The organism is Kribbella sp. NPDC104218, from assembly GCF_055584105.1.
This window is the reverse complement of record NZ_JBVJMQ010000001.1, coordinates 1,927,481-1,941,214: the sequence shown is the minus strand read 5'-3', so window position 1 is coordinate 1,941,214 and position 13,734 is coordinate 1,927,481. Positions and strand designations below refer to the sequence as shown.

15 protein-coding genes are annotated in these 13,734 nt (G+C 69.5%); 7 read left to right on the top strand and 8 right to left on the bottom strand.

Features of this window, described 5'->3' with window-relative positions:
* Window positions 1-12 precede the first annotated feature (12 nt).
* Window positions 13-1,020 carry an alcohol dehydrogenase catalytic domain-containing protein gene (locus ACZ6ZD_RS09275; protein WP_465670034.1) on the top strand — a complete coding sequence of 336 codons (1,008 nt, stop codon included), beginning with the start codon at window positions 13-15 and terminating at the stop codon, window positions 1,018-1,020.
* Here the strand turns inward: ACZ6ZD_RS09275 and ACZ6ZD_RS09270 are convergent.
* Complete coding sequence (locus ACZ6ZD_RS09270; protein ID WP_465670032.1) at window positions 1,006-2,082, bottom strand: adenosine deaminase; 1,077 nt, start codon at window positions 2,080-2,082, stop codon at window positions 1,006-1,008. The genes ACZ6ZD_RS09275 and ACZ6ZD_RS09270 overlap by 15 nt on opposite strands.
* A 101-nt stretch (window positions 2,083-2,183) precedes the next feature.
* On the opposite strand from ACZ6ZD_RS09270, the gene ACZ6ZD_RS09265 reads away from it, so the two are divergent.
* Window positions 2,184-3,251, top strand: coding sequence for a PDDEXK nuclease domain-containing protein (locus tag ACZ6ZD_RS09265; protein WP_465670030.1), 1,068 nt, complete (start codon window positions 2,184-2,186; stop codon window positions 3,249-3,251).
* Between the two features lie 49 nt (window positions 3,252-3,300).
* On the opposite strand, the gene ACZ6ZD_RS09260 is transcribed toward ACZ6ZD_RS09265, so the two are convergent.
* A complete protein-coding gene (locus tag ACZ6ZD_RS09260) occupies window positions 3,301-3,774 on the bottom strand; it encodes a nitroreductase family deazaflavin-dependent oxidoreductase (RefSeq protein WP_465670028.1) in 474 nt (157 codons plus the stop codon).
* 113 nt (window positions 3,775-3,887) lie between these two features.
* Here ACZ6ZD_RS09260 and ACZ6ZD_RS09255 point away from each other — a divergent pair, with 113 nt between their 5' ends.
* Window positions 3,888-4,577 carry a TetR/AcrR family transcriptional regulator gene (locus tag ACZ6ZD_RS09255; protein ID WP_465670026.1) on the top strand — a complete coding sequence of 230 codons (690 nt, stop codon included), beginning with the start codon at window positions 3,888-3,890 and terminating at the stop codon, window positions 4,575-4,577.
* Here ACZ6ZD_RS09255 and aat read toward each other — a convergent pair.
* Window positions 4,570-5,193, bottom strand: coding sequence for a leucyl/phenylalanyl-tRNA--protein transferase (gene aat, locus ACZ6ZD_RS09250; protein WP_465670024.1), 624 nt, complete (start codon window positions 5,191-5,193; stop codon window positions 4,570-4,572). The genes ACZ6ZD_RS09255 and aat overlap by 8 nt on opposite strands.
* Before the next feature lie 252 nt (window positions 5,194-5,445).
* Here aat and ACZ6ZD_RS09245 point away from each other — a divergent pair, with 252 nt between their 5' ends.
* A complete protein-coding gene (locus ACZ6ZD_RS09245; RefSeq protein ID WP_465670022.1) occupies window positions 5,446-6,141 on the top strand; it encodes an EcsC family protein in 696 nt (231 codons plus the stop codon).
* An 8-nt stretch (window positions 6,142-6,149) separates the two neighbouring features.
* Here ACZ6ZD_RS09245 and ACZ6ZD_RS09240 read toward each other — a convergent pair whose 3' ends face one another.
* On the bottom strand, window positions 6,150-7,076 hold the full coding sequence (locus ACZ6ZD_RS09240; protein ID WP_465670020.1) for a hydroxymethylglutaryl-CoA lyase: 927 nt from the start codon (window positions 7,074-7,076) through the stop codon (window positions 6,150-6,152).
* A gap of 41 nt (window positions 7,077-7,117) precedes the next feature.
* Between ACZ6ZD_RS09240 and ACZ6ZD_RS09235 the strand changes: the two genes are divergently transcribed.
* Window positions 7,118-7,747 (top strand): N-acetyltransferase, encoded by a 630-nt coding sequence (locus ACZ6ZD_RS09235; RefSeq protein WP_465670018.1) that lies wholly within the window; start codon window positions 7,118-7,120, stop codon window positions 7,745-7,747.
* Window positions 7,748-7,760: 13 nt separating this feature from the next.
* On the opposite strand, the gene ACZ6ZD_RS09230 is transcribed toward ACZ6ZD_RS09235, so the two are convergent.
* The 3 genes from ACZ6ZD_RS09230 to ACZ6ZD_RS09220 are packed head-to-tail and all read right to left on the bottom strand — an operon-like array spanning window position 7,761 to window position 10,763.
* On the bottom strand, window positions 7,761-8,531 hold the full coding sequence (locus tag ACZ6ZD_RS09230; RefSeq protein ID WP_465670016.1) for a metallophosphoesterase family protein: 771 nt from the start codon (window positions 8,529-8,531) through the stop codon (window positions 7,761-7,763).
* Window positions 8,532-8,574: 43 nt separating this feature from the next.
* Window positions 8,575-9,969: a hypothetical protein gene (locus ACZ6ZD_RS09225; RefSeq protein WP_465670014.1), complete on the bottom strand. Its 1,395-nt coding sequence runs from the start codon at window positions 9,967-9,969 to the stop codon at window positions 8,575-8,577.
* An 11-nt stretch (window positions 9,970-9,980) separates the two neighbouring features.
* On the bottom strand, window positions 9,981-10,763 hold the full coding sequence (locus ACZ6ZD_RS09220) for a DUF8175 domain-containg protein (RefSeq protein ID WP_465670012.1): 783 nt from the start codon (window positions 10,761-10,763) through the stop codon (window positions 9,981-9,983).
* 174 nt (window positions 10,764-10,937) lie between these two features.
* Between ACZ6ZD_RS09220 and ACZ6ZD_RS09215 the strand changes: the two genes are divergently transcribed.
* Both ACZ6ZD_RS09215 and ACZ6ZD_RS09210 read left to right on the top strand, forming a co-directional pair.
* A complete protein-coding gene (locus ACZ6ZD_RS09215) occupies window positions 10,938-11,465 on the top strand; it encodes a MarR family winged helix-turn-helix transcriptional regulator (RefSeq protein ID WP_171674417.1) in 528 nt (175 codons plus the stop codon).
* Window positions 11,466-11,567: 102 nt separating this feature from the next.
* Window positions 11,568-13,127: a molybdopterin-dependent oxidoreductase gene (locus ACZ6ZD_RS09210; protein ID WP_465670010.1), complete on the top strand. Its 1,560-nt coding sequence runs from the start codon at window positions 11,568-11,570 to the stop codon at window positions 13,125-13,127.
* On the opposite strand, the gene ACZ6ZD_RS09205 is transcribed toward ACZ6ZD_RS09210, so the two are convergent.
* Complete coding sequence (locus tag ACZ6ZD_RS09205; RefSeq protein ID WP_465670008.1) at window positions 13,108-13,719, bottom strand: TetR/AcrR family transcriptional regulator; 612 nt, start codon at window positions 13,717-13,719, stop codon at window positions 13,108-13,110. The genes ACZ6ZD_RS09210 and ACZ6ZD_RS09205 overlap by 20 nt on opposite strands.
* Between the last annotated feature and the right edge of the window lie 15 nt (window positions 13,720-13,734).

Sequence of the window (13,734 nt, the reverse complement as noted above, 5' to 3'; positions counted from 1 at the left end):
CAGACTGACCGCATGAAAGCTGTCGTCGTTCACGGCCCGGGTGACATCCGCATCGACCACCGACCGGACCCGTCGCCCGGCCCCAACGAAGCCCTCGTAGCCATGCACTACGGCGGTATCTGCGGCAGCGACATCTCCTACGCCACCCACGGCCACTCCGGCACCGCCCTCCTCCGCCACCCCCTGGTCCTGGGCCACGAAGTCGCCGGCCACATCGCCGCCCTGGGGTCTGCTGGTACGTCGTACCAGGTGGGGGATGCGGTGACGGTGCATCCGGCTTCGCCGTCGGGGGAGGAGCTGCCTCAGCTGGTGGCGGGGCGGACGAACCTGCACCGGGAGGTGCGGTACTTCGGGTCGGCGGCGTTCGAACCACATGAGGATGGCGGGTTCTCGACGTACCGGGTGGTGCGGATGGACCAGCTGCGGCTTCTGCCGGAGGCGGTGTCGACGCGGGTGGGTGCGCTGGCCGAGCCGCTCGGGGTGGCGCTGCACGCGGTGGGGCGGTTGGGCGACGTCCGGGGGCGGACTGTGTTTGTGAACGGCGCAGGGTCGATCGGCTCACTTGTGGTGGCAGCCGCGAAGGCACGCGGCGCAGCGCGCGTACTGGCGGCCGACGTACACCCCGACGCCCTCGCAATGGCCGTAGCTCTCGGCGCCGACCAGGTGTACGACGCCACGCGCGAACTCCCCAGCGACGTCGAGCTGGTGGTCGAGGCGTCCGGCGTCGCAGCCGCGCTCGGCGCCGTCCTGCACGCGACGGCCCGCGGCGGCACCGTCGTCCAGGTCGGCAACCTCTCGATGACGCCGACCCCCGCCGTACTCGCCGAGCTGGTCACCCGCGAGATCACCTGGACGGGCTCCTACCGCTTCGTCGACGAGATCACCGAGGCCGTCGAGCTGCTCGCCGACGGCCTCGACGTGGAGCCGCTGATCGCCGCGACGTACGACCTGGACGACGCGGCCGCCGCGATCACCGCAGCCGCGACGACGCCGGGCAAAGTACTGCTACGACTGCGCTAGCGCCTCGGCGTACCAGGGCTTGATGATGGTGTCGATGATCTGGAGGCGTTCGTCGAACGGGATGAACGCGGACTTCATCGCGTTGATCGCGAACCAGCGGAAGTCCGCGAGTCCGTAGTCGAAGGCCTCGGCCAGCAGCGCCAGCTCGCGGCTCATCGACGTACCGCTCATCAGGCGGTTGTCGGTGTTGACGGTGACGCGGAAGCGGAGTTTGGTGAGCAGCCCGATCGGGTGCTCGGCGATGGACGCCGCGGCGCCGGTCTGCAGGTTCGAGCTCGGGCACATCTCCAGCGGGATCCGCCGATCGCGGACGTACGCCGCCAGCCGGCCGAGCTCGACCTTCTCGCCGGCCGGGTCGTGGTTGATGTCGTCGATGATCCGGACGCCGTGGCCCAGCCGGTCCGCGCCGCACCACTGGATCGCCTGCCAGATCGACGGCAACCCGAACGCCTCACCCGCGTGGATCGTGAAGTGCGCGTTCTCCCGCTGCAGGTACTCGAACGCGTCCAGGTGCCGGGTGGGCGGGTACCCCGCCTCGGCGCCCGCGATGTCGAACCCGACCACACCGGCGTCCCGATAAGCCACCGACAGCTCCGCGATCTCCATCGACCGCGCCTGGTGCCGCATCGCCGTCAGCAGCTGTCGCGCCACGATCGGCCGCTCCGCCACCGCCATCCCGTGCTCGAACCCCTCGCGCACGGCATCCACCACCTGCTCCAGCGACAACCCCTTCGCCAGATGCTGCTCCGGCGCATACCGGACCTCGGCGTACACCACCCCGTCCGCCGCCAGATCCTGCACACACTCGCTCGCGACCCGCTTGATCGCCTCAGCCGTCTGCATCACCGCAACCGTCTGATCGAACGTCTCCAGATACCGCTCCAACGACCCCGAGTCCGCCGACTCGACGAACCATTCCCCCAGCTCCCCCGCATCCGTCCGCGGCAGCCGATGCCCGACCTCCCCCGCCAGCTCCACCACCGTCCCCGGCCGCAACCCGCCGTCCAAGTGGTCATGTAACAAAACCTTCGGCGCCGCGTTCAGCTGCTCAGGACTGATCATGCCGCCATCTTCGCAGGGCACCGCCCATCTGCCCCAGGTTGCCCCGAGATGCCCCACAAAGGCCTTCGTGTCGCACCCGCCCACACCGAAAACCTGACCCCATGAACGACAAGCCGCGCTTCGAAAGCGCCCCCGCCAAGTCCACCCTCCCCACCTGGTACCCCGACCTCCTCGACGGCATCTCGATGGACGTCGCCACCGGGCACCGTCGGGCTGTCAGCGCCGCCAACACCGAGATGCTGCGAAGCTACTGGTCGATCGGCAGCAAGATCCTCGACCGGCAATCCGCGCAGGGTTGGGGCGCCGGCATCATCGACCGCCTCTCGACCGACCTCAAGTCCCGCTTCCCCGGCGCAACGGGATACTCACCCCGCAACCTCCGGTACATGCGGACCTTCGCCGCCACCTGGCCCACCGACGCAATTCTGCAAGCGCCACTTGCAGAATTGCCCTGGTACCACCACCTCGCGCTCATGACGAAGCTCGAAACGCCCGAACTCCGTCTCTGGTACGCCGCCGCGGCCGTCGAGCGCGGATGGAGCCGCGACATGCTCGCGATGCATATCGATGCCCGCTTCCACGAGCGCTTGGGGAAGGCAATCACCAACTTCGCCGTGACGATGCCGCCAGGTGACTCCGACCTCGCACAGCAGGCGACCCGCGATCCGTACCTGTTCGACTTCATCGGGACGACGGACGGCTGGCGGGAGCGAGAGGTCGAGCAGAAGCTCGTGGACCACGTCGGCAAGTTCCTGCTCGAGCTCGGCCAGGGGTTCGCCTTCGTCGGACAGCAGGTGCGCCTCGAGCTGGACGGCGAGGAGTTCTTCTGCGATCTGCTCTTCTACCATCTCGAACTGCGCTGCTACGTGGTCGTCGAGCTGAAGGCGGTGAAGTTCAACGCGTCCTTCCTCGGCCAGCTCGGGCTGTACATGGCGGTGGTGGACGACGTCCTCGCCAAGGCGGGCGATCAGCCGACGATCGGCCTGCTGCTCTGCCGGAACAAGAACCAGGTCGTCGCGGAGTACGCGCTGCGCGGGTACAAGGCGCCGATCGGTATCGCCGAATGGACGACCGCGATCGAGGACTCGTTGCCCGAGGAGTTGCGGTCCGCCCTGCCGAGCGTCGCCACCTTGGAGGCTGAGCTGTCCGCACCGCCGTCCGAGGCCTGATTCGACCTGCCGCCATTTGTGCAAGCGAGCCTTGCACTAATGGCGGTGTTCAGTGCTGGTGGAGGCGGAAGGCGGGGACGCCGGGGGCGATGTGGTGGAGGACCTCGTCGGGGGAGTTCTTGGTGACGTCGCCTTCGAAGAAGGCGCCTACTTCCCAGGACCATTTGCGGAGGTAGTGGCGGAGGACCTCGGTTTTGGCGGAGTCGGCGAGTTCTTCGGCGCGGAAGGTTTGGGTGGTGCGGCCGAGTTGGAGGCGGGCTTCGGGGGTGGCGCGGAGGTTGCGGACCCATTGGGTGTGGCCGCGCGGGGAGACGAGGTAGGTGACGCCGTCGACGGTGAGGAGGTTGACGGGGGTGCTGCGCCATTCGCCGGACTTGCGGCCGCGGACGGAGAGGACGCGGCTGCCCATCAGGCTCAGCCCGGCTTTGGTGAGGGCGCTGACGATGCGGTTGAAGACGCGCATGCTGCCGGCGCCGCTGGTGATGACGCGCTTGCTGTCGTAGGTCTGCTGGTAGGTCCGCATCGGCGTACTCCTCGAGGGTTTGCGAGAGCAGTGCTCTCTGTTGTGATCAGTGAACACGTGAGCAGTGATCACTGTCAAGAGCAGTGCTCTCGGTTTTGTGGCAGACTGGGCCCATGAGCGCGCCACGTACCGCCCGGGAGCGGGCCCGAGCCGAGCTGACCGACGAGATCAAGGCGGCCGCGCGGCGGCAGCTCGCGACCGCCGGCGCGGAGAGCTTGTCGCTGCGGGCGATCTCGCGCGAGCTCGGCATGGTGTCGTCGGCGCTGTACCGCTACTTCCCGAGCCGCGACGATCTGTTGACCGCGCTGATCATCGACGCGTACGACGCGCTCGGTTCGGCCGCTGAGAAGGCGGCGGATCGGGAGTTCCCGCATCCGCGCGAGGCGTGGGTCGCGGTGTGTGCCGCCGTCCGCGATTGGGCGCGTGCGAATCCGCATGAGTACGCGTTGATCTACGGCTCGCCGATCGCCGGATATCAGGCCCCGCAGACGACTGTGCAGCCGGCGGCTCGGGTGCCGTTGGTGCTGATGCGGATCCTCGAGCAGGCGCGGGGCGAGGGGTGGTTGAGCGAGCTGGATGCGCCCGAGCCGATCGGGCGGCTCGCCGCGCAGGTCGATGTGATCGCCGCGCTGGCGCCCGGCGTCCCGCGCAAGGTGCTGTTGCGGTTGGTGATCGCGTGGACGCAGCTGTTCGGGATGGTGAGTTTCGAGCTGTTCGGGCAGCTGGTCGGCTCGATGGATCCGGCCGACGACTTCTTCGCCGAGGCGAGCCGGCAGATGGCGACGTACGTCGGGATCAGCTGAACGCGCGCGGTAGCGGCAGACCGAGCGCCGCGTCGACCCGGCGGACGTAGTCGGCCCGCGGGATCGCGATCGCGCCCATCGTCGCGAGGTGGTCGGTCACCCACTGGATGTCGAAGACGCGCTGCCCGGCGTACTCGTCGTCGAGCAGCTCGATCAGCCCGGCGACCGCGGCCTTGGAGCCGTCGGTCTTGTGGTGGAACATCGACTCCCCGGCGAACAGCCCGCCGATCGCGACGCCGTACAGACCGCCGGCCAGCTCGTCGCCGTCCCACGCCTCGACCGAGTGCACCCAACCGAGCCGGTGCAGCTCGGTGTACGACGCGATGATGTCGCGATCGATCCACGCCCCCGTCCGCCGCGGGTCGGCACACGCGCGGATGACGGCGTCGAACGCCGTGTTCACCCGGATCTCGAACTTCGCCCGCGCCCGCCGCACCGTCCGCGTCGGCCGATACCCCGCGACCTCGATCACCCCACGCTCGACCGGCGACCACCACAACACCGAAGCCCGCCGGTCCGGCATCGGGAACAACCCCCGCCGGTACGCCGCCAGCACCGTCCCCGGCGCCAGATCCGCCCCACCCGCCACCACATCGCTGTCCCCCGCCACACTCACCGGCGGAAAGTCCCACAACGAAACAGCAGGCTCAACAGGCACCCCCACATCCTGACACCCACCCCCACTCGCAGTCCTCCGGACCGCGCCCGGCGACGCACGAACGTCCCGGCGCGGGTACTTGGGGGGTGTGGGACGTCGGGGTGGGGTCAGGGGGGAGTCGGGGTCGGGCGGGGTGCTTGGGGTACTGGGGGGACGTAGAGTTGAAGTACGCCTGGTCTCGGACTCGTGGGGTGGGCGGGAAGGAGCACCGTGGCTGGAGTAGCCAGGTTTGTCGCGAGCAGCCTCGCGCCTGCCGCCCAGCGGTTCGCGCCGCAGGCGGCGGCGGGTGTACTGCGTCAGGTTCTCGAGTTCGCCATCGACGGGTATCAGCGGTTTCCCGGGGCGGAGCGGATCGCCGAGAACAAGCTCTCGAAGTCCGACGGGGATGTGCAGCTGGCGATCGAGGCGGTGATCGATCAGCACATTCGGTTGGCCGGGGTGCAGGGGTTCGTCACCAGCATCGGCGGTCTCGTGACGTTGCCGGTCGCGCTGCCGGCGAACATGACCGGGCTGGCGATCGTCCAGGCGCGGATGGTCGCGGCGATCGCGCACCTCCGCGGCTACGACCTCGACGACCCCCGCGTCCGGACCGCCGTCATCACCTGTCTCCTCGGCGAGGACGGCGTCACCGATCGGCTGAAGAAGTCGAGTCTGCCGACGTCCCCGCTCGCGATCGCGACCGCACCCGTCTTCGACCCCGATCTCGACCGCCAGGTCTCGGCCGAGGTCGTCGCCGAGCTGATCGCCCGAGTCAGCGGCAAACGCATGGCCCTCACCGTCACCCGCCGGGTCCCCCTCCTCGGCGGCGCCGTCGGCGCCGGCGTCGACGGCTGGTCCACCTACCGCGTCGGCCAATACGCCGACAAGTCCCTGGTCCGCCGCATCCCCCGCCCGATAGAGCCCTGACCCGAGCGTCAGCCGGCCAACGCCTGAACTACTCGGCTGGGGGAGGGTTTGCCTAGTTGTTGGGCCATCCAGAGGCTGGTGGTGACGAGCTTCGGTAGGTCGACGCCGGTTCTGATGCCCAGGCCTTCGAGGGTCCAGAGGAGGTCTTCGGTGGCCAGGTTGCCGGTGGCGGATTCGGCGTAGGGGCAGCCGCCCAGGCCGCCGGCGGAGCTGTCGATGGTGGTGATGCCGGCTTGGAGGGCGGTGAGGGTGTTGGCGAGGGCTTGGCCGTAGGTGTCGTGGAAGTGGACGGCCAGGCGGGAAGTGGGGACGTTGGCGGCGGTGAAGGCTTTGAGGAGGGCGGTGACGTGGCCGGGGGTGGCGACGCCGATGGTGTCACCCAGGGAGAGTTCGTGGCAGCCGAGGTCGACGAGGCGGGCGCCGACGTTGACGACCTGGTCGAGGGGGACGTCGCCTTCCCAGGGGTCGCCGTAACACATCGAGACGTAGCCGCGGACGCGGAGACCTTCGTCGAGGGCGCGGCGGATGGTGGGGGTGAACATCGTGAACTGGTCGTCGAGCGTCGAGTTCAGGTTCTTGGCGGCGAAGGTCTCGGTGGCGCTGGCGAAGATCGCGATCTCGCGGACGCCGGCGGCCAGAGCCCGGTCGAGGCCGCGCTCGTTGGGGACCAGGACCGGTGCGCGGACGTCGTCCGGCAGGTCGAGCAGCTCGAGCAACTCGGCCGCGTCGGCCAGCTGCGGAACCCACTTCGGGTGCACGAAGCTGGTCGTCTCGACGGTCCGCAGGCCGGCGTCGACCAACCGCGTGATGAACTCGGCCTTCACGGCGACATCGACGATCGCCGACTCGTTCTGCAGGCCGTCCCGGGGGCCGACCTCGTAGATCGTGACCTGGTCGGGCAGGCCCTCGGCCTGCACCCGCTGCGGCTTCCGCATGACGCCTCCGTACGGTGGGTTCGCCACCAGAATGGGTCGTGATGACAACTCTCACGCAGATCCTGCGCTCCATCGAACATGATGCCTTCCCACCCCCGGACCTCGGCGTGACCGTCGTCTCAGCGCCGTCCGCGCGCGAGTCGGCTGTGATGGCCTTCACGGCGCACACCGTGATCGCCGCCGAGGTGGACGCCGCCTGGGTCGCCGAGCGGCTCCCACCGGAGGACATGGTCGCGCCAGTCGCGCCGCCCTTCCTGACCGCGCTCGCCGCGGCGATCGGGCGCGAGGCGCACTGCCTCGACGCGATGCTGCTCGCGCCCGCCCAGCCCGCCCCCGACCTCCTGACCGACCTCGAAGAGCTCACCGATCACGACCACCCGCGCATCGTCCGGGCGCTGCAGTACCGCGACGACGTCCGCGCGTACGTCGATCCGCACGGCGGAGTCGTCATCATCGGCCGTGGCGTCGCCGGTCGCCTCGAGTGCGCGATCGAGGTCCCGGAGTCCGCACAGGGGCAGGGGCACGGCCGCCGCCTCGCGCAGGCAGCCCGGGCCCTGATCCCTGCCGACGCGCACATCTGGGCGCAGGTCACACCCGGCAACGCCGCGTCGTTCCGCGCGTTCCAGGCCGCGGGATATCGGATCGTGGGTTCGGAGATCCTGTTCTTCTGAAACCTCCCCGCCGTCAGGGCTGGTGGTACCTGGGCGCCTGCTCGGCGTAGAAGTCGCCGCGGTAGACGCCGTGCAGGATCTCGGCTTCGTAGCCGTCGAGGTTGGGGGCGCCGAGCTCGTGGGCGATCGCGAGCTCCGCGCGGGCGTCGTACGGGACGCGGACGAACTGGATCGAGAACGGCGCGGTGGCATCGGCGCCGCCTTCGAGGATGACGTAGACCGGCGTCGGATCGCCGAGGCTGTTACCGACGGAGCCGACGTTGAACAGGGTGCGGCCGAGATCGGTCTCGCAGTACGCGTCGTGGACGTCGCCGTACCCGACCACGGTCGGGACCGGGCCGTCGCCGGTGGCCGGGGTGTTCTCGAACATGCCGAGGTACGCCGCCGTGTCCTTCGCGAAGTGGACCCGGTGATGGACGCTCGTCGCGGAGGCGTGGAAGAGCCGGATCTGCCGGCCGCTGAGCTCGAAGTCGTGGCAGAACGGAAGAGCGCGCAGCCACGCTCGCTGGTCGGCGCGCAACTCGTGCCGCCACCAGAGCATGCTCGCCGAGTCGCCTTCCTCGTCGGGAGCGGGGAGGAAGTCGTCCCAGTTGCCGAGGATGTTCACCTCGCAGACCTCGCGGCAGCGGTCGACGACGGCCTGGCCGCGCGGGCCTTTGCCGGCGTAGTCGCCGAGGTTGAAGATCCGGGTGATCCCGCGGGCCGCGATATCCGCGAGGACCGCCTCCAACGCGGTCAGGTTGCCGTGCACATCCGAGATCAGGGCGATCCGCTCCAGCTTCATGAGCGCCATCGTTCAAGCCGCGGCCGCACACGGCAAATCGGTTTCACCAGCCGCCCGACGGCCCAGCCGGCTCCGGCAGGCGGCTCCCAGCGGACGCCGAACGCCCACCGGACGCTCCCGACGGACCACCACCCGCAGCACCACCGCCCCAACCACCCCCGGAAGCAGCACCGCCGCCACGACCCGGCGGCACACTGCGCCGCCCGCCACCACCACCGCCAGCACCACGCGAGCCGCCCCCACCCGACTGCCCACCGCCACCCGACCCACGCGGGAACGAGCTCGGCGTACTCTGCCCGCCACCACCCTCCCCAGCCGAGTGCGCAGCCGCTCCCGACAGCGCACCGCCCGCCTTCCGCGCCGCCGTGACCGCACCCGCCGCGGCCCCCAGACCGGCACCCGCCGCACCCACAGCACGCGCCCCGGACGCGCCACCGCCACCTCCGCCGGCGGCACCCCCGCCGGCACCACCACCCGACGCGCCACCCGCCCGCGCGCGCCCGACGTTGATCGCACCGGTCGCGAGCCCGCCCGGATCAGCCGCCGACGTACCCATCCCCGAGCTCCCGCCGGACGCCGCCGCGGTGATCGGTACGGCGAACCGGAGCAACGCCGGTAGCGCGAAGATCGCGAGCGCCATCATCATCAGCGCCGTCATCGCACTGGTCAGCCCGCCACCCGGACCCAGCATCTCCTGGTCCTTGAGTTTGATCGCGGCCGCATAGATCAACGCGGCCGCCGGTTTGTAGGCGATGAACGCCAACGTCCACGCGCAGTACTTGCGGAACCACGCCTTACCCATCTCGGTGTTCGTCGCCGCCGCGGCCAGCGGCAGCGTCGCGCCGAGCAGCACCAGCATCGCCGACCGGATCAGTAGCAACACGATCTGGATCAGCGACGCGATCCCCGCGACCTGGAAGAGCAGGATCATCATCAACCCCGACTTGAGATCGGCCAGACCGCCGTAGCCCTCGGCGCCCATCATGGCCTGTAACCGCTCCGCGAAGCCGGTACCGCCGGTCGCGCTCTGGACGATGTCGAGGGCGAACGCATCCGACCACTCGACCAGCAGCTGGATCGTCGCCGTCCCCGCCGCGGAGACGAGCACGAAGATCATCATCGCCTTCAGCAGCTCCTGCAGCGGCCGGGCGCGCTGCTCCCAGGCCATCCGGACGCCGGCGACGATGATCGCCAGCGTGAAGATCGCGCCGGTCAGGACCAGCGTCTTCTCGTGGACGAACGCCACCGGGATGCTGTTGGTCCAGGTCTCGTTGTCGGACGACGTCGCCAGCTTCGTCGGCGTCTCCGTCTTGACCCAGAACGTCGCCTGCGAGTTCAGCGCCGAGGTGAAGAAGTCGGCGGCCAGTCGCCGGGCGTTGTCCAGCCAGCCGTTGGCGACGGCTTGGACGCCTTCGGTGACATGGCATTTCAGGTCCATCCGTCCGCACATCAGATCCCACTCCACTTCACGAAGTCGCCGAGGTCACGGTGTTGTGCGAACGGCGCTCCGACCGCTTCGCCCGGTGGCGGCGGCTGCAGCCGCCAGTCGCCCTGATGCCAGACCAGGGTCAGGGTCGCGCTCATGTAGACCGCCTCGACCGGGAGCGCGAGCAGCACGGTGACGCGATCGCCGCCCGCGGCGAGCACCCGATAGCCGGTCGGCTGGACGTTGGCGAACCCGGTCGCGTCCTCCTTGCTCAGTTGGCGAATCAGCTGGTCGGTGTCCGCGCCGGGCAGCATCAGCTTGCGCGCGATCGGCACGAGCCGGCTCTGATCCGCCATCGCGGCCAGCGCGTTGTACGCGGCGTACAGCGCGCCGGTCGGCGAGTGCGCGAAGCAGCGCCGGAAACCGTCACTGTCGGTCTTCGCCGGGCCGACCGCGGCCGAGCGCGGCACGACGACCCGATTGCTCACCTCCCACCCGTCGACCGCCGGCGCCTTGCTCGGCACGCTCTGCTCGGACGCCGGCCGGCCGCACCCGCCCGATCGACCCACCGGCTCCACCTCGGGATCGGCGGTCGCGGGCGGCGCGCCCGGGCCGGAGCCGCGCTGACTCGTCGCGGCCGCGGCCGCGGCGGCCGGATCCGCGAGGTGGGTGGTCGTGTCCGCGGTGTCGGCGCCGCGGCCCGCGACCAGCAGGACCACACCGCAGACGAGCACGGCGACGATCACGATGCACGCGGCGGTGAACCCCGGCCCGTAAGGGGTTTTGGTGTCATCGGTCTCGGTCATGACAAGAGATTGCCAGTTTCCGCTCGACCGCCGCGGAAGTTATCCACAGGCCCCCGAGTACCGGTCTGGACAGGTCGTTGGTTACGCTCAGGAGGTTTGCGATCACCAGGCGATCTGTAGCCGATAGGTCACCCCGTGTAGCGAAGTGACCTAGTCAACTACTAGAGTCCGCGCATGACCATCGCGCCTTCGCTTTGCTCGCCCCTAGCGCTCGCCGATGCAGAACCCCCGCGCGTCACCGAACCATGGGAAAGCGACGTCATCACTGCCTACGGGCTGTTGCGTGAAGCAGCGGCCGAGCTGGACCAGCTGATGCGGCACTCTCTCAAGCGCAGTGGTCTGCAAATGGCAATGTTCGAACTGTTGCTGCGGCTGGCCCGCAGTCACGGGGAAAAGCAGCGTTTGACCTCCCTGGCCCGGGAGCTGACCGTCACGACCGGCGGCATCACCCGGCTCGTCGACCGTGCCGAGAACCTCGGCCTGGTTCGTCGTGAGCCGTGTCCGGACGACGCCCGCGGCTCGTACGCAGTCCTCACCGAGGAGGGGAAGCGCCGGCTGCGCGAAGCGTTGCCGGACCACCTCCTGGAGATCGACAGCCTGTGGATGACGCAGCTGGCCGACGAGCGCGACGTCGTGCTCGGCAAGCTGCGCCGTGTCCGGGACAACGCTCGCCGCTGGCCGAACGGCCGTCCGGCACTCTGAACAGCGCACCAAGGCGACAACACAACTTCATCAGCATTACCCGCTACTAACGGATGAGGCGCTCGACTGGTGTCGGGCGCCTCGCCGCGTCAGGGTTGAGGTGTGAACCAGCAGTTGGCCGAACGCGAGCAGGTCTCCCAGCGCCGGTACGACGGTCGCCGTGCGACCCGGTGGCGGGGCGCAGCAGCCGGCGTCCTGGCAGCTTTGGCTGGTCTGGCGACCGGAAGCGTCGCAGCCGGCCTCCTCGGCACTCGGCAGACACCGGTCGTGGCCATCGGCTCAGCGTTCATCGACCGCGTTCCGCCCTGGCTGAAGGATCTGGCGATCGCCTGGTTCGGCACCAGGGACAAGGACGCTCTGCGGACCGGCATCCTGATTGTGCTGCTGGCGCTGGCCGCAGTGGGCGGCATCCTGGCCGTACGCCGGTACTGGGCTGGCGCAATCGTGGTCGTCGCACTCTCCGGCCTAGCCATTGCTGCGGCCGCTACGAGAGCAGATACCGGCCAGACCGGCTTTGCCCCATCAGCCGTTGCCGGAATCACCGCACTGCTGTTGCTGCGCTTGTTCAGCCGCCGACTCGAACCACTCATCGACTTCCCGGACGACGGCGTCAGCCGACGCGGCTTCTTGCAGCTCTCAGGCGGTGTCGCGCTCGGAACCGCCGCAGTCGGCCTGCTGGGCCGTCTGGTCGGCGGAAACCGCGCAGCGGTGGCAGAAGCGCGCGAAGGGCTGTCGCTGCCGAAACCGCCGTCCCTCGACCCGCCGCCCGGCGTGCAGGCCGAGGGCGCCACTCCGTGGGCCACTGCGAACGAAGACTTCTACCGCATCGACACTGCGCTCGCCGTCCCGCAGATCATGCCGTCGGACTGGCGGCTGCGCATCCACGGCATGGTCGACAAGGAGCTGCAGCTGAGCTTCGACGACCTGCTGAAACGACAGGTCATGCACAAGTGGGTCACTCTGACCTGCGTCAGCAACGAGGTCGGCGGCGACCTGATCGGCAACGCACTGTGGACCGGCGTCCTGCTGAAAGACCTTCTCGAAGAGGCAGGCCCAGCGAAGGACGCCGACGCGATCAAGTCCACCTCCAAGGACGGTTTCACTGCCGGTACGCCGCTGAGCACGCTGCTCGACGACCGGCAGGCCATGCTCGCGTTCGCCATGAACGGCGAGCCGCTACCGGTCGAGCACGGTTTCCCGGTCCGCATCGTCGTACCGGGCCTGTACGGCTATGTATCGGCGACGAAGTGGCTGACCGAGATCGAGGTGACCCGGTTCGACCGGTTCGAGGCGTACTGGACGCCGCGCGGCTGGTCCGCGCTCGGACCGATCAAGCTGTCGTCGCGGATCGACGTCCCGCTCGGCAAGAAGGTGACGGCCGGTCCGGTGACGGTGGCCGGTGTCGCCTGGGACCAGCACGTCGGCGTCTCCAAGGTCGAGGTCCGCGTCGATGGTGGCCCATGGCAACCAACAACGCTGGCCGCCGACGCGTCGATCGACACCTGGCGGCAGTGGCACTGGACGTGGGAGGCGCCGCGCGGCACGCACATCCTGCAGGTCCGCGCGATCGACGCGAAGGGCGTGCCGCAGATCGAGGCGACCGCGCCGCCCGCGCCGGACGGCTCGACCGGCCTGCACACGATCAGCGTGAAGGTCGACTGACCGCGTCGAGGACCAGCGGCAGGAACGTGTGCTCCAGCGACCCTGCAGGCACGTCAGCGGGCTCCAGGAGGCTCTGTGAGCGCGCGCCCTCGTGCAACGCGATGACGAGCCGGACGAACTGCTCCGGCGGCACGCTGAGCCGCACACCGCTGGTCGCCGAGATCTCCGCGACCAGCCGGGTCAGACTGGCCCGGAACATCGCCCGCTGCCCGTTCAGCGCCCGGGCGGCCTCCGGATTCCGCAGGGCATGCAGAGTGAACTCGGTCGAGATCAGATGCCACTGCCGCTGATCCGGCGCGGTCTCGTCGAGCAGGCCGAGGACGGCGTCCAGCAGCGTGCCGGGCTGGTTGGCCAGGTCGGGCAACAGGGCCTCGATCTGCTCCAGCAGCCGGTCGGTGGTGGCCTGGAAGAGCGCGAGCACCAGCTCGTCCTTGGACGCGAAGTTCGAGTAGAAGGCGCCGCGGGTGAACCCGGCGCGGTCACAGATGTCCTCCACCGAGGCGCCGGCGAAGCCGCGCTCGGCGAACACCTCCAGCGCGCCTTCGAGCAGGCGGGCCCGGGTGGCGGTACGACTGCGCTTGGGCGGTTGCATAAGAGTAGGATACAG